Source organism: Rhodococcus sp. MPR-R1B (assembly GCF_058793255.1).
The window spans coordinates 1-14,596 of sequence record NZ_JBXAFO010000054.1; the positions used below are offsets into that span (position 1 = coordinate 1).

Here is a 14,596-nt window from a genome sequence, read left to right on the forward strand (position 1 = left end):
CACCGGGGAGAACCCGTGGCCACCAGCGGGGAGAACTACTGGCCGCCTACGGGGAGAACTTCGTGGCCATTGACATACGAATTCCTCGTCCTGCGCGGGTGCATCCGACTGCTCGTCAAATTCATCAGCTCGAAGTGCCCGGTCGACCAGCGACATGGACATGGCCTTGCGCTCGGCACGACCGAACACCAATCCGTAGCCACGCGTGAACTGCGCCGGCTTATCGTGACTGCCCATGAACTGATTGACCATCTGGCATTCGGTGACCTCGATGCGCCCCAGCGGAACCGCGAATCCCAGCTCCGGGGCGTCGAATTCGACCATGACTTCCCCAACACGGATCTCCCCCGCGAACGGGTGCGTATTACCGAATCCCCGCTGCGTTGAATAGCCCAGCGCGAGCAAAAATCCCTCGTCGCCTCGTGCCAGTCCCTGCAGTCGCGCCGCGCGGGACATCGGGTATTCGGCGGGTTCGCGAGTGATGTCGGCCGGTTCCGGGTCACTCCAGGGTTCTTCGTGGTCGGGTTCCAGCAGTGCCGCCGAGCCGAGGATGTCAGTGATTCTGGGCTGGTCGACATGCGCAGTATCAGCGCCACCGTTTTCGATGCTGATGTCTGCCTCTGTCGGTTCGGTCAGCAGCCGGTGTGTGTAGTCGAACGTGGCACCGAGCTGCTGACCACCAGGAACGTCCTTAAACGTTGCCGAAATGCGCCGCTGCGGTGGCAGAGCAGACGTGTCAATCGGCTCGGAGTATCCAAATCTCGGCAAGGTCGTGCGATACGCCCGAACGAGCGTGATCGCCTCGACAACATCACCCTGACATTGAATAATGGCCCGGCCCGCGAGTTCACGGTCATAGAGGGAGCCCTCGTTCATGACTCGCGAGGTGAGTACCGGCAGCTGGCTGGCAATCGCATCCGCCTCGACCCGAGGTACTGCCGGATTGCCGCGACCTTCCTTGGCCAGGAGCGCATGCGCATTCGCGATTGCTTTCTCGCCGCCCTTAACAGCTACATACATTGGTTAGGCCTCCCGCTTGTGTTCTTGAATCGCCAGCGAAGTTGTTCGAGGCAGCGCCATGACACTGTGTTCATCAACAATGAGCAGGTCGACGCCTCGTGGGAAGAGCTGGTGATTTGCTGCCCAGTCCTCGAAGAATTCGGCATACGTTTCCGGCATGAGAAACTCAATCTCGCCATTAATGCCGGGGCCGGTGGCGCGACAATTGTGTGCGCCAGTCATCTCACGTGCATCGAGCACCAGGGTCGTTGACTCTTGGGGCGACAGGTCACTCCCGGTCCGCAACTCGTTGAGTGCAGGCATCGAATCAACGGTCGCGACCACAAAGTCAGCGTCGGCGAGCTCAGTGCAACGCTTGAGCCCGGTGTGGAAGAGCAGGTAGCCCATGGCCGACTCATCCTGTGCCAACACGGGATGGTGCCAGACCGCGGTATCGATATCGAACAGCGTGAGTTCCACGGCTGCCAGAGCCGAGCCCAGTGCGGCGGGGACGTCTTGTGGTCCCGTGATCGAGAATTTCCGCCCCGGGTACGAGAACGCGTTGAGAATCGCGCGAAACACCGCTTGTGAATCGCTCGATGGGTCCGAAAAGCCGGGCTGGGGAATGGTCGCCGCCTGAAACACTGCGTCACTCATCAGTTCTCCCTCGCAAACGTAAGAAAATCGACCTTGGTGCTTTGCGCATCCGCAAGTGCTGCTGCTTCGCGAAGTTCATGCGCATGCTGCAATGGGCGAATCACGGCCTGCTGCACCTTCTCGCGCAGCTGGGTGGTCGCGAGCATGCCGTCGAACACTGCGGAATACCAGGCGTGGTCGGGGTTGCTCCCCAACACGTAGGAGTGCCCGAATGCATCCTCATTCAGCGGCCCGCCGCTCAGGCGAACGGAGGCGCGCACCACGGTGGCCTCACCCAGGTTGAATCGGTCACCACCGGACCCAATTCGGCCGCGCACCATCACGATGCCAGATTCCGGGCCACGAATGCGTTCTACCTGGGGCTTCTCTTCCCAGGCTTCCCACGCAGCGCTCAGTTCCGACACCTCCGCGAGCGCAAGAACCGCCATCCACTGCTGCCGTTCAGCGATTGCGTCCGTCGAACTCATCGCACCAATCCTTCCAAGTCATCTATTCATCTAGACAACTCGACCGTAATCGAGACCGCGCGATTCATCTAGTAAACTAGACAAATACCAGTGAAACTTAGGGTGAACAATTGCCCCTGCAGCCCCAAAGAGAGACCACGTGACAAAAACCACGCCTCGAGCCACAAGCGGTTACTCAACCTGGCGACTCATTGCCGACGAGGTGCGCAGTGAAATCATTGACGGCTACCTGCAAACGGGCGCAAAGCTGCCCACCGAAGCCGAACTTGCCGAGCGCTTTCAGGTGCACCGCAACACCGTGCGCCAAGCAGTCGCCGCCCTCGTTTCTGAAGGACTGGTGGAGCGACGCCAGGGAAGCGGCACCTACGTGCTTCCTCACACCCTCCTGCTACACCGCATAGGCCTTCGCACCCGGTTGAGTGAAAGCGCACGGGATACAACAACGACATTCAATCGGCCACTCTCCGCGGAACTCGTGACCGACACCCCCGCCGAAGCGCACGATCGGCTGCAATTACAAGGACGCCCCGCACTCAAAATCGAAACGATTGGCCACACTGACGGCTCGGCCGTTGCTCGATCAACGGCCTGGTTCAACGCCGACCTGACCCCGGAGCTTGACGACCACTTACGCCACACGCGGTCAATCACCAAGGCCCTGCAAGCAATCGGCATCGATGACTATGTCCGCACCTGGAGCGCTGTCAGCGCTCGAACCGCAACCACCGAAGAAGCGCAAGACCTCAACATCCCAGCCGGCTCAATCGTGCTGGTGGTTCGCTCACTGAACTCCCTCACCGACGGCCGGCCACTGCAGTATTCAAACACCCGCTTCCGCGCCGACCAGGTCGAACTCGACATTGATTTCGACGCCTTCCCCAAGCGCTGACGACTCGACGGGAAAAATTAGTTCCGCAAGTTAACTCTTTTTTGGAACCTTGTTCACTTTGGCGGCATAGCTTTCCCGCATGAACAAAAAAATGAACCTACGGGTACTGACACTGAACATTTGGCTCGCCCCCCGCGATCAGCAAAAGCGCGACGCGCTCCTACTTAAAGGCCTCGAAGAGCACGACGCCGACATTGTCTTCCTGCAGGAAGTCGTCCGCACCCCGGAGCGCGATGCCTTCCAGCTCGTAAAGGAAAACTCGAGCCTCCACTGGCACCACGCATCCGACTTCGCTCGCCACGCATCCGACTTCGCTGACTTCGAGTGGCCCGCCTGGGGAACCGCCGTTGGTACGCGCTGGGAACCCAAGAGCATTACCACCCACAAGCTTCCCGCAGCCGACGGACCCTATGTATGGGAAGCCGTGCTGTCACTGCCCATCGGCGTGGACATGCTCTTCCTCGGCCCGCGCCCGAGCTTCAATTTCACCGACGAGGCCGCTCGTGTGGAGCAGGCGCTGTTCGTCACTGAACTTGAAGAAAAGCGCCGTCAAGAGGCCCCCACGATTATTGCGGGCGACTTTGACGCCGCTCCCGACCAGGACTGCATGCGGTTCTACACCGGCAAATCAGCCATCAACGGCCGCAGCGCCGCCTTCCGCGACACCTGGGCAATTGCCGGAGACGGTGGCCCCGGCTACACCTGGACCACCGATAGCCCGTGGGTCGCCCGAAGCGTGACCGACGGTCAGGGAATTGTTCCGAACTACGTGGTGCAGGAACCCCACCACCGCCGCATCGATTATGTACTCGCCGGCTCGACGGTAAACCACCTCACGGTCGAGAGTGTCATCAACTCGAGCAAGGTTGTGTTCAACGAGTATCCGACGGCAAGCGACCACTACGGAGTCCTCGCCGAGATTGAACTGAACGCGCTGGACAAGCCGACGGCCTGGGCATAATTCGAACCAAAAGCTACGGCCCGGGTCCTCTCTCCTCCAGGAGGGCCCGGGCCGTGTTGTTGAACTATCAAATGATCAGTCGCGGAACATTTCCTCAGCCTGCGCAGCCCGCGCCGCTCCCTTGAGGGTGCGCTCGGGGTTTTCGGCGGTGATCGCAGAATAGAGTGCATCCAGCACCGCGAGATGCACAAACCGGCTCATCATGGCCTCGATTTGAAACCGCGTCTCACCTGATCCGGCAACGAGTGCCACGGTGGATGCGGCCACCAGCGGGGAGCGATAGAAGCTGGTCACCGAAACGACCGCCGCCCCTGACTCTCGCGCCGATTCCGCGGCCGCGACCGTTGCTTTGGTGCGGCCGGTGTGGCTGATTGCCAGGCAAGCGTCGCCCGGGCCCAGCATCGAGGATGCGATATGTTGCGATACCGGATCTCCCGGATGATTCACCTCGAGCCCCACGCTGCGGAAACGGAGGGCAGTATCAAGGGCAATTGGCGAGGACTGGCCACTAGCCACCAGAAGAATCCGATCTGCCTTATCAAGCACGGACACCGCACGTTGAAATTCGTTCGGATCAATACTTGCTTCGCCTTCCGAAATAGCGCGTGCCGTCGATTGAAATACTTCAGACACGATTGACCCGGACGTTTCCGTATGGCTGACACCGGATTCTTCGCCAACTGGAATTTCAGAGGCCAACTGCAATTTGAATTCTTGATACCCCTTGAGGCCCAGATCTTGGCAGAACCGGACCACGCTCCCCACGGAGCTGCGCGACACCCTCGCGAGTTCACTCACCGTCATGTGCAATACACCGGCAGGGTTCGTCAACACAACGTTGGCCACGGCCGCTTGCGTTTGCGACATGGATGGGCGAAGTGCTCGTATTCGCGCCGTCAGAGTCCCACGATCCTGATACTGCGTTTCCAGGGTTCCGTTGCTCACCATTACTACTTCCGAACGTCCATGAACCGGGAACGCCGTTTATGGGCATTCCCGGCTCAATATCACTTAACTGGCTCTTCGGACATCCGGTGGGGGGGTCATGGGGTGAGTCCGCCGGCGGTGAGGAGCATGCGGAGGCGGTAGTTCTCGCGGTTGCGATAGCCGCGGGCGAGGCGGCGGTGGAGCTCGATGATCCCGTTGATCGCCTCGGTGCCGCCGTTGTTCGCGCGGCTCGTGGTGAAGTACGCCAGGAACGCTGAACGCCAGCGGCGGAGGGTGCGGCCGAGGCGGGCGATCTCGGGGATCGGGCAGGTGTGGAACGTGTCGACCACCCTCTCGGCGATCCGCCGCCCCTCGGTCAGGTCCTTCGCGTGGTAGGCAGAGCGCAGCTGCTGTGCGCACTGCCACGCGACGAACACCTCGTCGTGCGCAGGATCGGCCTCGATTGCCGCGGTCAGCCGGATCCGCTGCTTGTCGGTGAGGTTCTCGGCCCCGGCACGGAGGATGGTCTGAATCCCGTAGAGCGGGTCGCCCTTCCGACCGCGATGCCCGAGGGTGTCTTGCTGGACGCGGCGGCGGACCTCGTCGACGGCGGCGGTGCCGAGCTTGACGACATGGAACGCGTCCAGCACAGCGACCGCGTCTTCGAGCGTGTCATCGATCGCAGTCTTGTAGCCCGCGAACGGGTCCAGCGCCGCCACCTTCACGTTCTTTCGGAACGCTTCGCCCCGCTCGCTGAGCCAGGACGCGTATGCCTTCCCCGATCTGCCCGGCACGAGGTCGAGCAGCCTGGCCCGCGTCTTCCCGGTGCTGTCGCGGCTGAGGTCGACCATGCCGGTCAGTTCCTTCGGGCCCCGCTTGCGGTGGTCGACGTGATGCCAGATGTGCTCGTCGACGCCGAGCGTGGTCACGTTCTCGAACCGGGACTCGTCGGCTGCCAACCGCACCAGTTCAGGCTCAACAGCCCGCCACACCGTCTTCCACGATGTCCCGAGCTGACGACGTAGTCCTTCGATCGTGGCGTGCTCGCGGCGCAGCTGCCCGATCGCCCAGTCGACGGCTCGCCTTGTGAGCGACCCGCGCCGAGCGACCAGCGAGGGAAGCTGCTCCACGAACGTCTTCTTGGCACAGCCCACGTCGCCGCATCGCCAGACCCGTTGCCGCCAGACGATCCGCACCCGCGTCACGCCCGGCACGTCATGCAACACTCGACGGCGGCGCCCTCGACCGATCGCCACGACCCCGCACAACGGGCACCCGGTCGGCGCCGCCGGTGTCGAAACGGTGACGATCAGCAGCCCGTCGCGGCGGTCAACGTGCTCGACATGGACGCCGTCGAGACCGACCAGCAGATCGCAGCGGTAACACGGATCAGCGGCAGAGCGCGCGTCAGCGCACCCCGAAGTAGGGTGAAGCACGTCGAGGTCCTCGTGATGGATCAGCAGTTGGCGCTACTGATCCTCGGGGACCTCGACCCCTACCCGCCGACCATCACCCGGCGAGCCTCACCCCCACCGCATGTCCGAAGAGCCGGATAATCCTCGAAACCCAAGCTCTCCACATCCGTATATGGCGGGATGGCGTAAATTCGCTTTTCGCGACCGGCACCGTATAAGTGCAGCGCCGGACTCTGGTGAAGCTTGGGGTTATCAAAGCTCGGCGTGGGCGAAGGTGCCATAAGATATCGGCCGTTGACTATCACCGGATAGTCATAGGTTTTTGCGATGTGGCCGTATTTGGCGATGTCCTCATACAACTTCACATACATGAGCCCGTATTCGTTCAACGCATGCAGTTGTCGAGTTTCGGTTTCCCGAGGTTCTAGGAACCGCAGCGGCTCCGGAAGCGGCACTTGATACACCATGATCTGGCCCTCCTGCAGCGGAGTTTCCGGAATTCGGTGTCGAGTTTGAATCAGCGTGGCTTGCGTGGTGTCCGTTGTCGTCTCCACGGAAGACACCCGGTGGAAAAATTTCCGGATTGACACCGCGTTCGTGGTGTCGTCGCTGCCCTGGTCGATGACTTTGAGCACATCCGATTTTCCGATCAGGCTTGCTGTCAGCTGCACGCCACCGGTCCCCCAGCCTCGCGGCAGCGGTACTTCGCGAGAGGCAAAGGGCACTTGAAATCCAGGAATCGCAACTGCCTTGAGCATCACTCGACGAATCATTCGCTTGGTCTGCTCATCGATATAGCCAATGTTGTACTCAATTTTGGCCGAATTCATTGATCTACTTCCTGCTCGTCAGCGTGCTGTTCGCCGAACTCTTGTTGAAGCTTTCGAACAAGGTGCAGTTCAGCTTGGAAATCCACATAGTGCGGCAGCTTGAGGTGTTCAACGAACCCGGCCGCTTGCACACAGTCCGCGTGACTCAATACGAATTCCTCGTCCTGCGCGGGTGCATCCGACTGCTCGTCAAATTCATCAGCTCGAAGTGCCCGGTCGACCAGCGACATGGACATGGCCTTGCGCTCGGCACGACCGAACACCAATCCGTAGCCACGCGTGAACTGCGCCGGCTTATCGTGACTGCCCATGAACTGATTGACCATCTGGCATTCGGTGACCTCGATGCGCCCCAGCGGAACCGCGAATCCCAGCTCCGGGGCGTCGAATTCGACCATGACTTCCCCAACACGGATCTCCCCCGCGAACGGGTGCGTATTACCGAATCCCCGCTGCGTTGAATAGCCCAGCGCGAGCAAAAATCCCTCGTCGCCTCGTGCCAGTCCCTGCAGTCGCGCCGCGCGGGACATCGGGTATTCGGCGGGTTCGCGAGTGATGTCGGCCGGTTCCGGGTCACTCCAGGGTTCTTCGTGGTCGGGTTCCAGCAGTGCCGCCGAGCCGAGGATGTCAGTGATTCTGGGCTGGTCGACATGCGCAGTATCAGCGCCACCGTTTTCGATGCTGATGTCTGCCTCTGTCGGTTCGGTCAGCAGCCGGTGTGTGTAGTCGAACGTGGCACCGAGCTGCTGACCACCAGGAACGTCCTTAAACGTTGCCGAAATGCGCCGCTGCGGTGGCAGAGCAGACGTGTCAATCGGCTCGGAGTATCCAAATCTCGGCAAGGTCGTGCGATACGCCCGAACGAGCGTGATCGCCTCGACAACATCACCCTGACATTGAATAATGGCCCGGCCCGCGAGTTCACGGTCATAGAGGGAGCCCTCGTTCATGACTCGCGAGGTGAGTACCGGCAGCTGGCTGGCAATCGCATCCGCCTCGACCCGAGGTACTGCCGGATTGCCGCGACCTTCCTTGGCCAGGAGCGCATGCGCATTCGCGATTGCTTTCTCGCCGCCCTTAACAGCTACATACATTGGTTAGGCCTCCCGCTTGTGTTCTTGAATCGCCAGCGAAGTTGTTCGAGGCAGCGCCATGACACTGTGTTCATCAACAATGAGCAGGTCGACGCCTCGTGGGAAGAGCTGGTGATTTGCTGCCCAGTCCTCGAAGAATTCGGCATACGTTTCCGGCATGAGAAACTCAATCTCGCCATTAATGCCGGGGCCGGTGGCGCGACAATTGTGTGCGCCAGTCATCTCACGTGCATCGAGCACCAGGGTCGTTGACTCTTGGGGCGACAGGTCACTCCCGGTCCGCAACTCGTTGAGTGCAGGCATCGAATCAACGGTCGCGACCACAAAGTCAGCGTCGGCGAGCTCAGTGCAACGCTTGAGCCCGGTGTGGAAGAGCAGGTAGCCCATGGCCGACTCATCCTGTGCCAACACGGGATGGTGCCAGACCGCGGTATCGATATCGAACAGCGTGAGTTCCACGGCTGCCAGAGCCGAGCCCAGTGCGGCGGGGACGTCTTGTGGTCCCGTGATCGAGAATTTCCGCCCCGGGTACGAGAACGCGTTGAGAATCGCGCGAAACACCGCTTGTGAATCGCTCGATGGGTCCGAAAAGCCGGGCTGGGGAATGGTCGCCGCCTGAAACACTGCGTCACTCATCAGTTCTCCCTCGCAAACGTAAGAAAATCGACCTTGGTGCTTTGCGCATCCGCAAGTGCTGCTGCTTCGCGAAGTTCATGCGCATGCTGCAATGGGCGAATCACGGCCTGCTGCACCTTCTCGCGCAGCTGGGTGGTCGCGAGCATGCCGTCGAACACTGCGGAATACCAGGCGTGGTCGGGGTTGCTCCCCAACACGTAGGAGTGCCCGAATGCATCCTCATTCAGCGGCCCGCCGCTCAGGCGAACGGAGGCGCGCACCACGGTGGCCTCACCCAGGTTGAATCGGTCACCACCGGACCCAATTCGGCCGCGCACCATCACGATGCCAGATTCCGGGCCACGAATGCGTTCTACCTGGGGCTTCTCTTCCCAGGCTTCCCACGCAGCGCTCAGTTCCGACACCTCCGCGAGCGCAAGAACCGCCATCCACTGCTGCCGTTCAGCGATTGCGTCCGTCGAACTCATCGCACCAATCCTTCCAAGTCATCTATTCATCTAGACAACTCGACCGTAATCGAGACCGCGCGATTCATCTAGTAAACTAGACAAATACCAGTGAAACTTAGGGTGAACAATTGCCCCTGCAGCCCCAAAGAGAGACCACGTGACAAAAACCACGCCTCGAGCCACAAGCGGTTACTCAACCTGGCGACTCATTGCCGACGAGGTGCGCAGTGAAATCATTGACGGCTACCTGCAAACGGGCGCAAAGCTGCCCACCGAAGCCGAACTTGCCGAGCGCTTTCAGGTGCACCGCAACACCGTGCGCCAAGCAGTCGCCGCCCTCGTTTCTGAAGGACTGGTGGAGCGACGCCAGGGAAGCGGCACCTACGTGCTTCCTCACACCCTCCTGCTACACCGCATAGGCCTTCGCACCCGGTTGAGTGAAAGCGCACGGGATACAACAACGACATTCAATCGGCCACTCTCCGCGGAACTCGTGACCGACACCCCCGCCGAAGCGCACGATCGGCTGCAATTACAAGGACGCCCCGCACTCAAAATCGAAACGATTGGCCACACTGACGGCTCGGCCGTTGCTCGATCAACGGCCTGGTTCAACGCCGACCTGACCCCGGAGCTTGACGACCACTTACGCCACACGCGGTCAATCACCAAGGCCCTGCAAGCAATCGGCATCGATGACTATGTCCGCACCTGGAGCGCTGTCAGCGCTCGAACCGCAACCACCGAAGAAGCGCAAGACCTCAACATCCCAGCCGGCTCAATCGTGCTGGTGGTTCGCTCACTGAACTCCCTCACCGACGGCCGGCCACTGCAGTATTCAAACACCCGCTTCCGCGCCGACCAGGTCGAACTCGACATTGATTTCGACGCCTTCCCCAAGCGCTGACGACTCGACGGGAAAAATTAGTTCCGCAAGTTAACTCTTTTTTGGAACCTTGTTCACTTTGGCGGCATAGCTTTCCCGCATGAACAAAAAAATGAACCTACGGGTACTGACACTGAACATTTGGCTCGCCCCCCGCGATCAGCAAAAGCGCGACGCGCTCCTACTTAAAGGCCTCGAAGAGCACGACGCCGACATTGTCTTCCTGCAGGAAGTCGTCCGCACCCCGGAGCGCGATGCCTTCCAGCTCGTAAAGGAAAACTCGAGCCTCCACTGGCACCACGCATCCGACTTCGCTCGCCACGCATCCGACTTCGCTGACTTCGAGTGGCCCGCCTGGGGAACCGCCGTTGGTACGCGCTGGGAACCCAAGAGCATTACCACCCACAAGCTTCCCGCAGCCGACGGACCCTATGTATGGGAAGCCGTGCTGTCACTGCCCATCGGCGTGGACATGCTCTTCCTCGGCCCGCGCCCGAGCTTCAATTTCACCGACGAGGCCGCTCGTGTGGAGCAGGCGCTGTTCGTCACTGAACTTGAAGAAAAGCGCCGTCAAGAGGCCCCCACGATTATTGCGGGCGACTTTGACGCCGCTCCCGACCAGGACTGCATGCGGTTCTACACCGGCAAATCAGCCATCAACGGCCGCAGCGCCGCCTTCCGCGACACCTGGGCAATTGCCGGAGACGGTGGCCCCGGCTACACCTGGACCACCGATAGCCCGTGGGTCGCCCGAAGCGTGACCGACGGTCAGGGAATTGTTCCGAACTACGTGGTGCAGGAACCCCACCACCGCCGCATCGATTATGTACTCGCCGGCTCGACGGTAAACCACCTCACGGTCGAGAGTGTCATCAACTCGAGCAAGGTTGTGTTCAACGAGTATCCGACGGCAAGCGACCACTACGGAGTCCTCGCCGAGATTGAACTGAACGCGCTGGACAAGCCGACGGCCTGGGCATAATTCGAACCAAAAGCTACGGCCCGGGTCCTCTCTCCTCCAGGAGGGCCCGGGCCGTGTTGTTGAACTATCAAATGATCAGTCGCGGAACATTTCCTCAGCCTGCGCAGCCCGCGCCGCTCCCTTGAGGGTGCGCTCGGGGTTTTCGGCGGTGATCGCAGAATAGAGTGCATCCAGCACCGCGAGATGCACAAACCGGCTCATCATGGCCTCGATTTGAAACCGCGTCTCACCTGATCCGGCAACGAGTGCCACGGTGGATGCGGCCACCAGCGGGGAGCGATAGAAGCTGGTCACCGAAACGACCGCCGCCCCTGACTCTCGCGCCGATTCCGCGGCCGCGACCGTTGCTTTGGTGCGGCCGGTGTGGCTGATTGCCAGGCAAGCGTCGCCCGGGCCCAGCATCGAGGATGCGATATGTTGCGATACCGGATCTCCCGGATGATTCACCTCGAGCCCCACGCTGCGGAAACGGAGGGCAGTATCAAGGGCAATTGGCGAGGACTGGCCACTAGCCACCAGAAGAATCCGATCTGCCTTATCAAGCACGGACACCGCACGTTGAAATTCGTTCGGATCAATACTTGCTTCGCCTTCCGAAATAGCGCGTGCCGTCGATTGAAATACTTCAGACACGATTGACCCGGACGTTTCCGTATGGCTGACACCGGATTCTTCGCCAACTGGAATTTCAGAGGCCAACTGCAATTTGAATTCTTGATACCCCTTGAGGCCCAGATCTTGGCAGAACCGGACCACGCTCCCCACGGAGCTGCGCGACACCCTCGCGAGTTCACTCACCGTCATGTGCAATACACCGGCAGGGTTCGTCAACACAACGTTGGCCACGGCCGCTTGCGTTTGCGACATGGATGGGCGAAGTGCTCGTATTCGCGCCGTCAGAGTCCCACGATCCTGATACTGCGTTTCCAGGGTTCCGTTGCTCACCATTACTACTTCCGAACGTCCATGAACCGGGAACGCCGTTTATGGGCATTCCCGGCTCAATATCACTTAACTGGCTCTTCGGACATCCGGTGGGGGGGTCATGGGGTGAGTCCGCCGGCGGTGAGGAGCATGCGGAGGCGGTAGTTCTCGCGGTTGCGATAGCCGCGGGCGAGGCGGCGGTGGAGCTCGATGATCCCGTTGATCGCCTCGGTGCCGCCGTTGTTCGCGCGGCTCGTGGTGAAGTACGCCAGGAACGCTGAACGCCAGCGGCGGAGGGTGCGGCCGAGGCGGGCGATCTCGGGGATCGGGCAGGTGTGGAACGTGTCGACCACCCTCTCGGCGATCCGCCGCCCCTCGGTCAGGTCCTTCGCGTGGTAGGCAGAGCGCAGCTGCTGTGCGCACTGCCACGCGACGAACACCTCGTCGTGCGCAGGATCGGCCTCGATTGCCGCGGTCAGCCGGATCCGCTGCTTGTCGGTGAGGTTCTCGGCCCCGGCACGGAGGATGGTCTGAATCCCGTAGAGCGGGTCGCCCTTCCGACCGCGATGCCCGAGGGTGTCTTGCTGGACGCGGCGGCGGACCTCGTCGACGGCGGCGGTGCCGAGCTTGACGACATGGAACGCGTCCAGCACAGCGACCGCGTCTTCGAGCGTGTCATCGATCGCAGTCTTGTAGCCCGCGAACGGGTCCAGCGCCGCCACCTTCACGTTCTTTCGGAACGCTTCGCCCCGCTCGCTGAGCCAGGACGCGTATGCCTTCCCCGATCTGCCCGGCACGAGGTCGAGCAGCCTGGCCCGCGTCTTCCCGGTGCTGTCGCGGCTGAGGTCGACCATGCCGGTCAGTTCCTTCGGGCCCCGCTTGCGGTGGTCGACGTGATGCCAGATGTGCTCGTCGACGCCGAGCGTGGTCACGTTCTCGAACCGGGACTCGTCGGCTGCCAACCGCACCAGTTCAGGCTCAACAGCCCGCCACACCGTCTTCCACGATGTCCCGAGCTGACGACGTAGTCCTTCGATCGTGGCGTGCTCGCGGCGCAGCTGCCCGATCGCCCAGTCGACGGCTCGCCTTGTGAGCGACCCGCGCCGAGCGACCAGCGAGGGAAGCTGCTCCACGAACGTCTTCTTGGCACAGCCCACGTCGCCGCATCGCCAGACCCGTTGCCGCCAGACGATCCGCACCCGCGTCACGCCCGGCACGTCATGCAACACTCGACGGCGGCGCCCTCGACCGATCGCCACGACCCCGCACAACGGGCACCCGGTCGGCGCCGCCGGTGTCGAAACGGTGACGATCAGCAGCCCGTCGCGGCGGTCAACGTGCTCGACATGGACGCCGTCGAGACCGACCAGCAGATCGCAGCGGTAACACGGATCAGCGGCAGAGCGCGCGTCAGCGCACCCCGAAGTAGGGTGAAGCACGTCGAGGTCCTCGTGATGGATCAGCAGTTGGCGCTACTGATCCTCGGGGACCTCGACCCCTACCCGCCGACCATCACCCGGCGAGCCTCACCCCCACCGCATGTCCGAAGAGCCGGATAATCCTCGAAACCCAAGCTCTCCACATCCGTATATGGCGGGATGGCGTAAATTCGCTTTTCGCGACCGGCACCGTATAAGTGCAGCGCCGGACTCTGGTGAAGCTTGGGGTTATCAAAGCTCGGCGTGGGCGAAGGTGCCATAAGATATCGGCCGTTGACTATCACCGGATAGTCATAGGTTTTTGCGATGTGGCCGTATTTGGCGATGTCCTCATACAACTTCACATACATGAGCCCGTATTCGTTCAACGCATGCAGTTGTCGAGTTTCGGTTTCCCGAGGTTCTAGGAACCGCAGCGGCTCCGGAAGCGGCACTTGATACACCATGATCTGGCCCTCCTGCAGCGGAGTTTCCGGAATTCGGTGTCGAGTTTGAATCAGCGTGGCTTGCGTGGTGTCCGTTGTCGTCTCCACGGAAGACACCCGGTGGAAAAATTTCCGGATTGACACCGCGTTCGTGGTGTCGTCGCTGCCCTGGTCGATGACTTTGAGCACATCCGATTTTCCGATCAGGCTTGCTGTCAGCTGCACGCCACCGGTCCCCCAGCCTCGCGGCAGCGGTACTTCGCGAGAGGCAAAGGGCACTTGAAATCCAGGAATCGCAACTGCCTTGAGCATCACTCGACGAATCATTCGCTTGGTCTGCTCATCGATATAGCCAATGTTGTACTCAATTTTGGCCGAATTCATTGATCTACTTCCTGCTCGTCAGCGTGCTGTTCGCCGAACTCTTGTTGAAGCTTTCGAACAAGGTGCAGTTCAGCTTGGAAATCCACATAGTGCGGCAGCTTGAGGTGTTCAACGAACCCGGCCGCTTGCACACAGTCCGCGTGACTCAATACGAATGTCGACGGCCATCGTAAGCTCCCCACTGGCGGCCATTTATGGCGCATTTTGTGGCCATGGTTTCTCCCCGCGTACG

General features: G+C 61.0%; 17 protein-coding genes. 4 read left to right on the top strand and 13 right to left on the bottom strand.

What is annotated here, in order from left to right:
- The 3 genes from AC1Q61_RS32100 to phnG (AC1Q61_RS32110) all read right to left on the bottom strand — a co-directional run.
- Positions 1 to 1,020: carbon-phosphorus lyase complex subunit (locus tag AC1Q61_RS32100; protein WP_492654925.1), on the bottom strand; the 1,020-nt coding region annotated here is incomplete at its 3' end.
- 3 nt (positions 1,021 to 1,023) lie between these two features.
- Positions 1,024 to 1,656 carry a phosphonate C-P lyase system protein PhnH gene (gene phnH, locus AC1Q61_RS32105; RefSeq protein ID WP_085603644.1) on the bottom strand — a complete coding sequence of 211 codons (633 nt, stop codon included), beginning with the start codon at positions 1,654 to 1,656 and terminating at the stop codon, positions 1,024 to 1,026.
- Positions 1,656 to 2,123 (bottom strand): phosphonate C-P lyase system protein PhnG, encoded by a 468-nt coding sequence (gene phnG / locus AC1Q61_RS32110; RefSeq protein WP_085603647.1) that lies wholly within the window; start codon positions 2,121 to 2,123, stop codon positions 1,656 to 1,658. The genes phnH (AC1Q61_RS32105) and phnG (AC1Q61_RS32110) overlap by 1 nt, the downstream gene beginning before the upstream one ends.
- 139 nt (positions 2,124 to 2,262) lie before the next feature.
- Between phnG (AC1Q61_RS32110) and phnF (AC1Q61_RS32115) the strand changes: the two genes are divergently transcribed.
- Positions 2,263 to 3,012 (top strand): phosphonate metabolism transcriptional regulator PhnF, encoded by a 750-nt coding sequence (phnF, locus tag AC1Q61_RS32115; protein WP_085603651.1) that lies wholly within the window; start codon positions 2,263 to 2,265, stop codon positions 3,010 to 3,012.
- Between the two features lie 79 nt (positions 3,013 to 3,091).
- A complete protein-coding gene (locus AC1Q61_RS32120; protein ID WP_085603654.1) occupies positions 3,092 to 3,973 on the top strand; it encodes an endonuclease/exonuclease/phosphatase family protein in 882 nt (293 codons plus the stop codon).
- 75 nt (positions 3,974 to 4,048) lie between these two features.
- On the opposite strand, the gene AC1Q61_RS32125 is transcribed toward AC1Q61_RS32120, so the two are convergent.
- From AC1Q61_RS32125 to phnG (AC1Q61_RS32150), 6 genes are all read right to left on the bottom strand, one after another.
- A complete protein-coding gene (locus AC1Q61_RS32125) occupies positions 4,049 to 4,921 on the bottom strand; it encodes a MurR/RpiR family transcriptional regulator (protein ID WP_082758367.1) in 873 nt (290 codons plus the stop codon).
- A gap of 95 nt (positions 4,922 to 5,016) precedes the next feature.
- Positions 5,017 to 6,336 (bottom strand): ISL3 family transposase, encoded by a 1,320-nt coding sequence (locus AC1Q61_RS32130; protein WP_231729493.1) that lies wholly within the window; start codon positions 6,334 to 6,336, stop codon positions 5,017 to 5,019.
- Positions 6,337 to 6,395: 59 nt separating this feature from the next.
- Positions 6,396 to 7,145, bottom strand: coding sequence for an alpha-D-ribose 1-methylphosphonate 5-phosphate C-P-lyase PhnJ (locus AC1Q61_RS32135; RefSeq protein WP_492651456.1), 750 nt, complete (start codon positions 7,143 to 7,145; stop codon positions 6,396 to 6,398).
- Positions 7,142 to 8,239: a carbon-phosphorus lyase complex subunit gene (locus AC1Q61_RS32140; RefSeq protein WP_085603641.1), complete on the bottom strand. Its 1,098-nt coding sequence runs from the start codon at positions 8,237 to 8,239 to the stop codon at positions 7,142 to 7,144. Before AC1Q61_RS32140 ends, AC1Q61_RS32135 begins: the two co-directional genes overlap by 4 nt.
- A gap of 3 nt (positions 8,240 to 8,242) precedes the next feature.
- The gene (phnH, locus tag AC1Q61_RS32145; RefSeq protein WP_085603644.1) at positions 8,243 to 8,875 is read right to left on the bottom strand and encodes a phosphonate C-P lyase system protein PhnH; all 633 of its coding nucleotides are present in this window, start codon (positions 8,873 to 8,875) and stop codon (positions 8,243 to 8,245) included.
- Positions 8,875 to 9,342, bottom strand: coding sequence for a phosphonate C-P lyase system protein PhnG (gene phnG, locus AC1Q61_RS32150; RefSeq protein ID WP_085603647.1), 468 nt, complete (start codon positions 9,340 to 9,342; stop codon positions 8,875 to 8,877). Before phnG (AC1Q61_RS32150) ends, phnH (AC1Q61_RS32145) begins: the two co-directional genes overlap by 1 nt.
- Before the next feature lie 139 nt (positions 9,343 to 9,481).
- Here phnG (AC1Q61_RS32150) and phnF (AC1Q61_RS32155) point away from each other — a divergent pair, with 139 nt between their 5' ends.
- Positions 9,482 to 10,231 carry a phosphonate metabolism transcriptional regulator PhnF gene (gene phnF, locus AC1Q61_RS32155; RefSeq protein ID WP_085603651.1) on the top strand — a complete coding sequence of 250 codons (750 nt, stop codon included), beginning with the start codon at positions 9,482 to 9,484 and terminating at the stop codon, positions 10,229 to 10,231.
- A 79-nt stretch (positions 10,232 to 10,310) separates the two neighbouring features.
- Positions 10,311 to 11,192, top strand: a complete 882-nt coding sequence (locus AC1Q61_RS32160) for an endonuclease/exonuclease/phosphatase family protein (protein ID WP_085603654.1) — start codon at positions 10,311 to 10,313, stop codon at positions 11,190 to 11,192.
- Positions 11,193 to 11,267: 75 nt separating this feature from the next.
- Here the strand turns inward: AC1Q61_RS32160 and AC1Q61_RS32165 are convergent, their stop codons facing one another.
- From AC1Q61_RS32165 to AC1Q61_RS32180, 4 genes are all read right to left on the bottom strand, one after another.
- On the bottom strand, positions 11,268 to 12,140 hold the full coding sequence (locus AC1Q61_RS32165) for a MurR/RpiR family transcriptional regulator (RefSeq protein WP_082758367.1): 873 nt from the start codon (positions 12,138 to 12,140) through the stop codon (positions 11,268 to 11,270).
- A gap of 95 nt (positions 12,141 to 12,235) precedes the next feature.
- Positions 12,236 to 13,555 carry an ISL3 family transposase gene (locus AC1Q61_RS32170; RefSeq protein WP_231729493.1) on the bottom strand — a complete coding sequence of 440 codons (1,320 nt, stop codon included), beginning with the start codon at positions 13,553 to 13,555 and terminating at the stop codon, positions 12,236 to 12,238.
- 59 nt (positions 13,556 to 13,614) lie between these two features.
- Entirely contained in the window at positions 13,615 to 14,364 is a 750-nt protein-coding gene (locus AC1Q61_RS32175; RefSeq protein ID WP_492651456.1) for an alpha-D-ribose 1-methylphosphonate 5-phosphate C-P-lyase PhnJ, read from the bottom strand.
- Positions 14,361 to 14,596: carbon-phosphorus lyase complex subunit PhnI (locus tag AC1Q61_RS32180; protein WP_492651455.1), on the bottom strand; the 236-nt coding region annotated here is incomplete at its 5' end. The genes AC1Q61_RS32180 and AC1Q61_RS32175, both read right to left, overlap by 4 nt.

Coding starts and splice junctions, on each gene's coding strand:
- AC1Q61_RS32135 (WP_492651456.1), bottom strand. CDS start 7,145: ATGAATTCGGCCAAAATTGAGTACAACATTGGCTATATCGATGAGCAG.
- AC1Q61_RS32165 (WP_082758367.1), bottom strand. CDS start 12,140: ATGGTGAGCAACGGAACCCTGGAAACGCAGTATCAGGATCGTGGGACT.
- phnG (WP_085603647.1), bottom strand. CDS start 2,123: ATGAGTTCGACGGACGCAATCGCTGAACGGCAGCAGTGGATGGCGGTT.
- AC1Q61_RS32125 (WP_082758367.1), bottom strand. CDS start 4,921: ATGGTGAGCAACGGAACCCTGGAAACGCAGTATCAGGATCGTGGGACT.
- AC1Q61_RS32175 (WP_492651456.1), bottom strand. CDS start 14,364: ATGAATTCGGCCAAAATTGAGTACAACATTGGCTATATCGATGAGCAG.
- AC1Q61_RS32120 (WP_085603654.1), top strand. CDS start 3,092: ATGAACAAAAAAATGAACCTACGGGTACTGACACTGAACATTTGGCTC.
- phnG (WP_085603647.1), bottom strand. CDS start 9,342: ATGAGTTCGACGGACGCAATCGCTGAACGGCAGCAGTGGATGGCGGTT.
- AC1Q61_RS32160 (WP_085603654.1), top strand. CDS start 10,311: ATGAACAAAAAAATGAACCTACGGGTACTGACACTGAACATTTGGCTC.
- AC1Q61_RS32140 (WP_085603641.1), bottom strand. CDS start 8,239: ATGTATGTAGCTGTTAAGGGCGGCGAGAAAGCAATCGCGAATGCGCAT.
- phnH (WP_085603644.1), bottom strand. CDS start 8,875: ATGAGTGACGCAGTGTTTCAGGCGGCGACCATTCCCCAGCCCGGCTTT.
- phnH (WP_085603644.1), bottom strand. CDS start 1,656: ATGAGTGACGCAGTGTTTCAGGCGGCGACCATTCCCCAGCCCGGCTTT.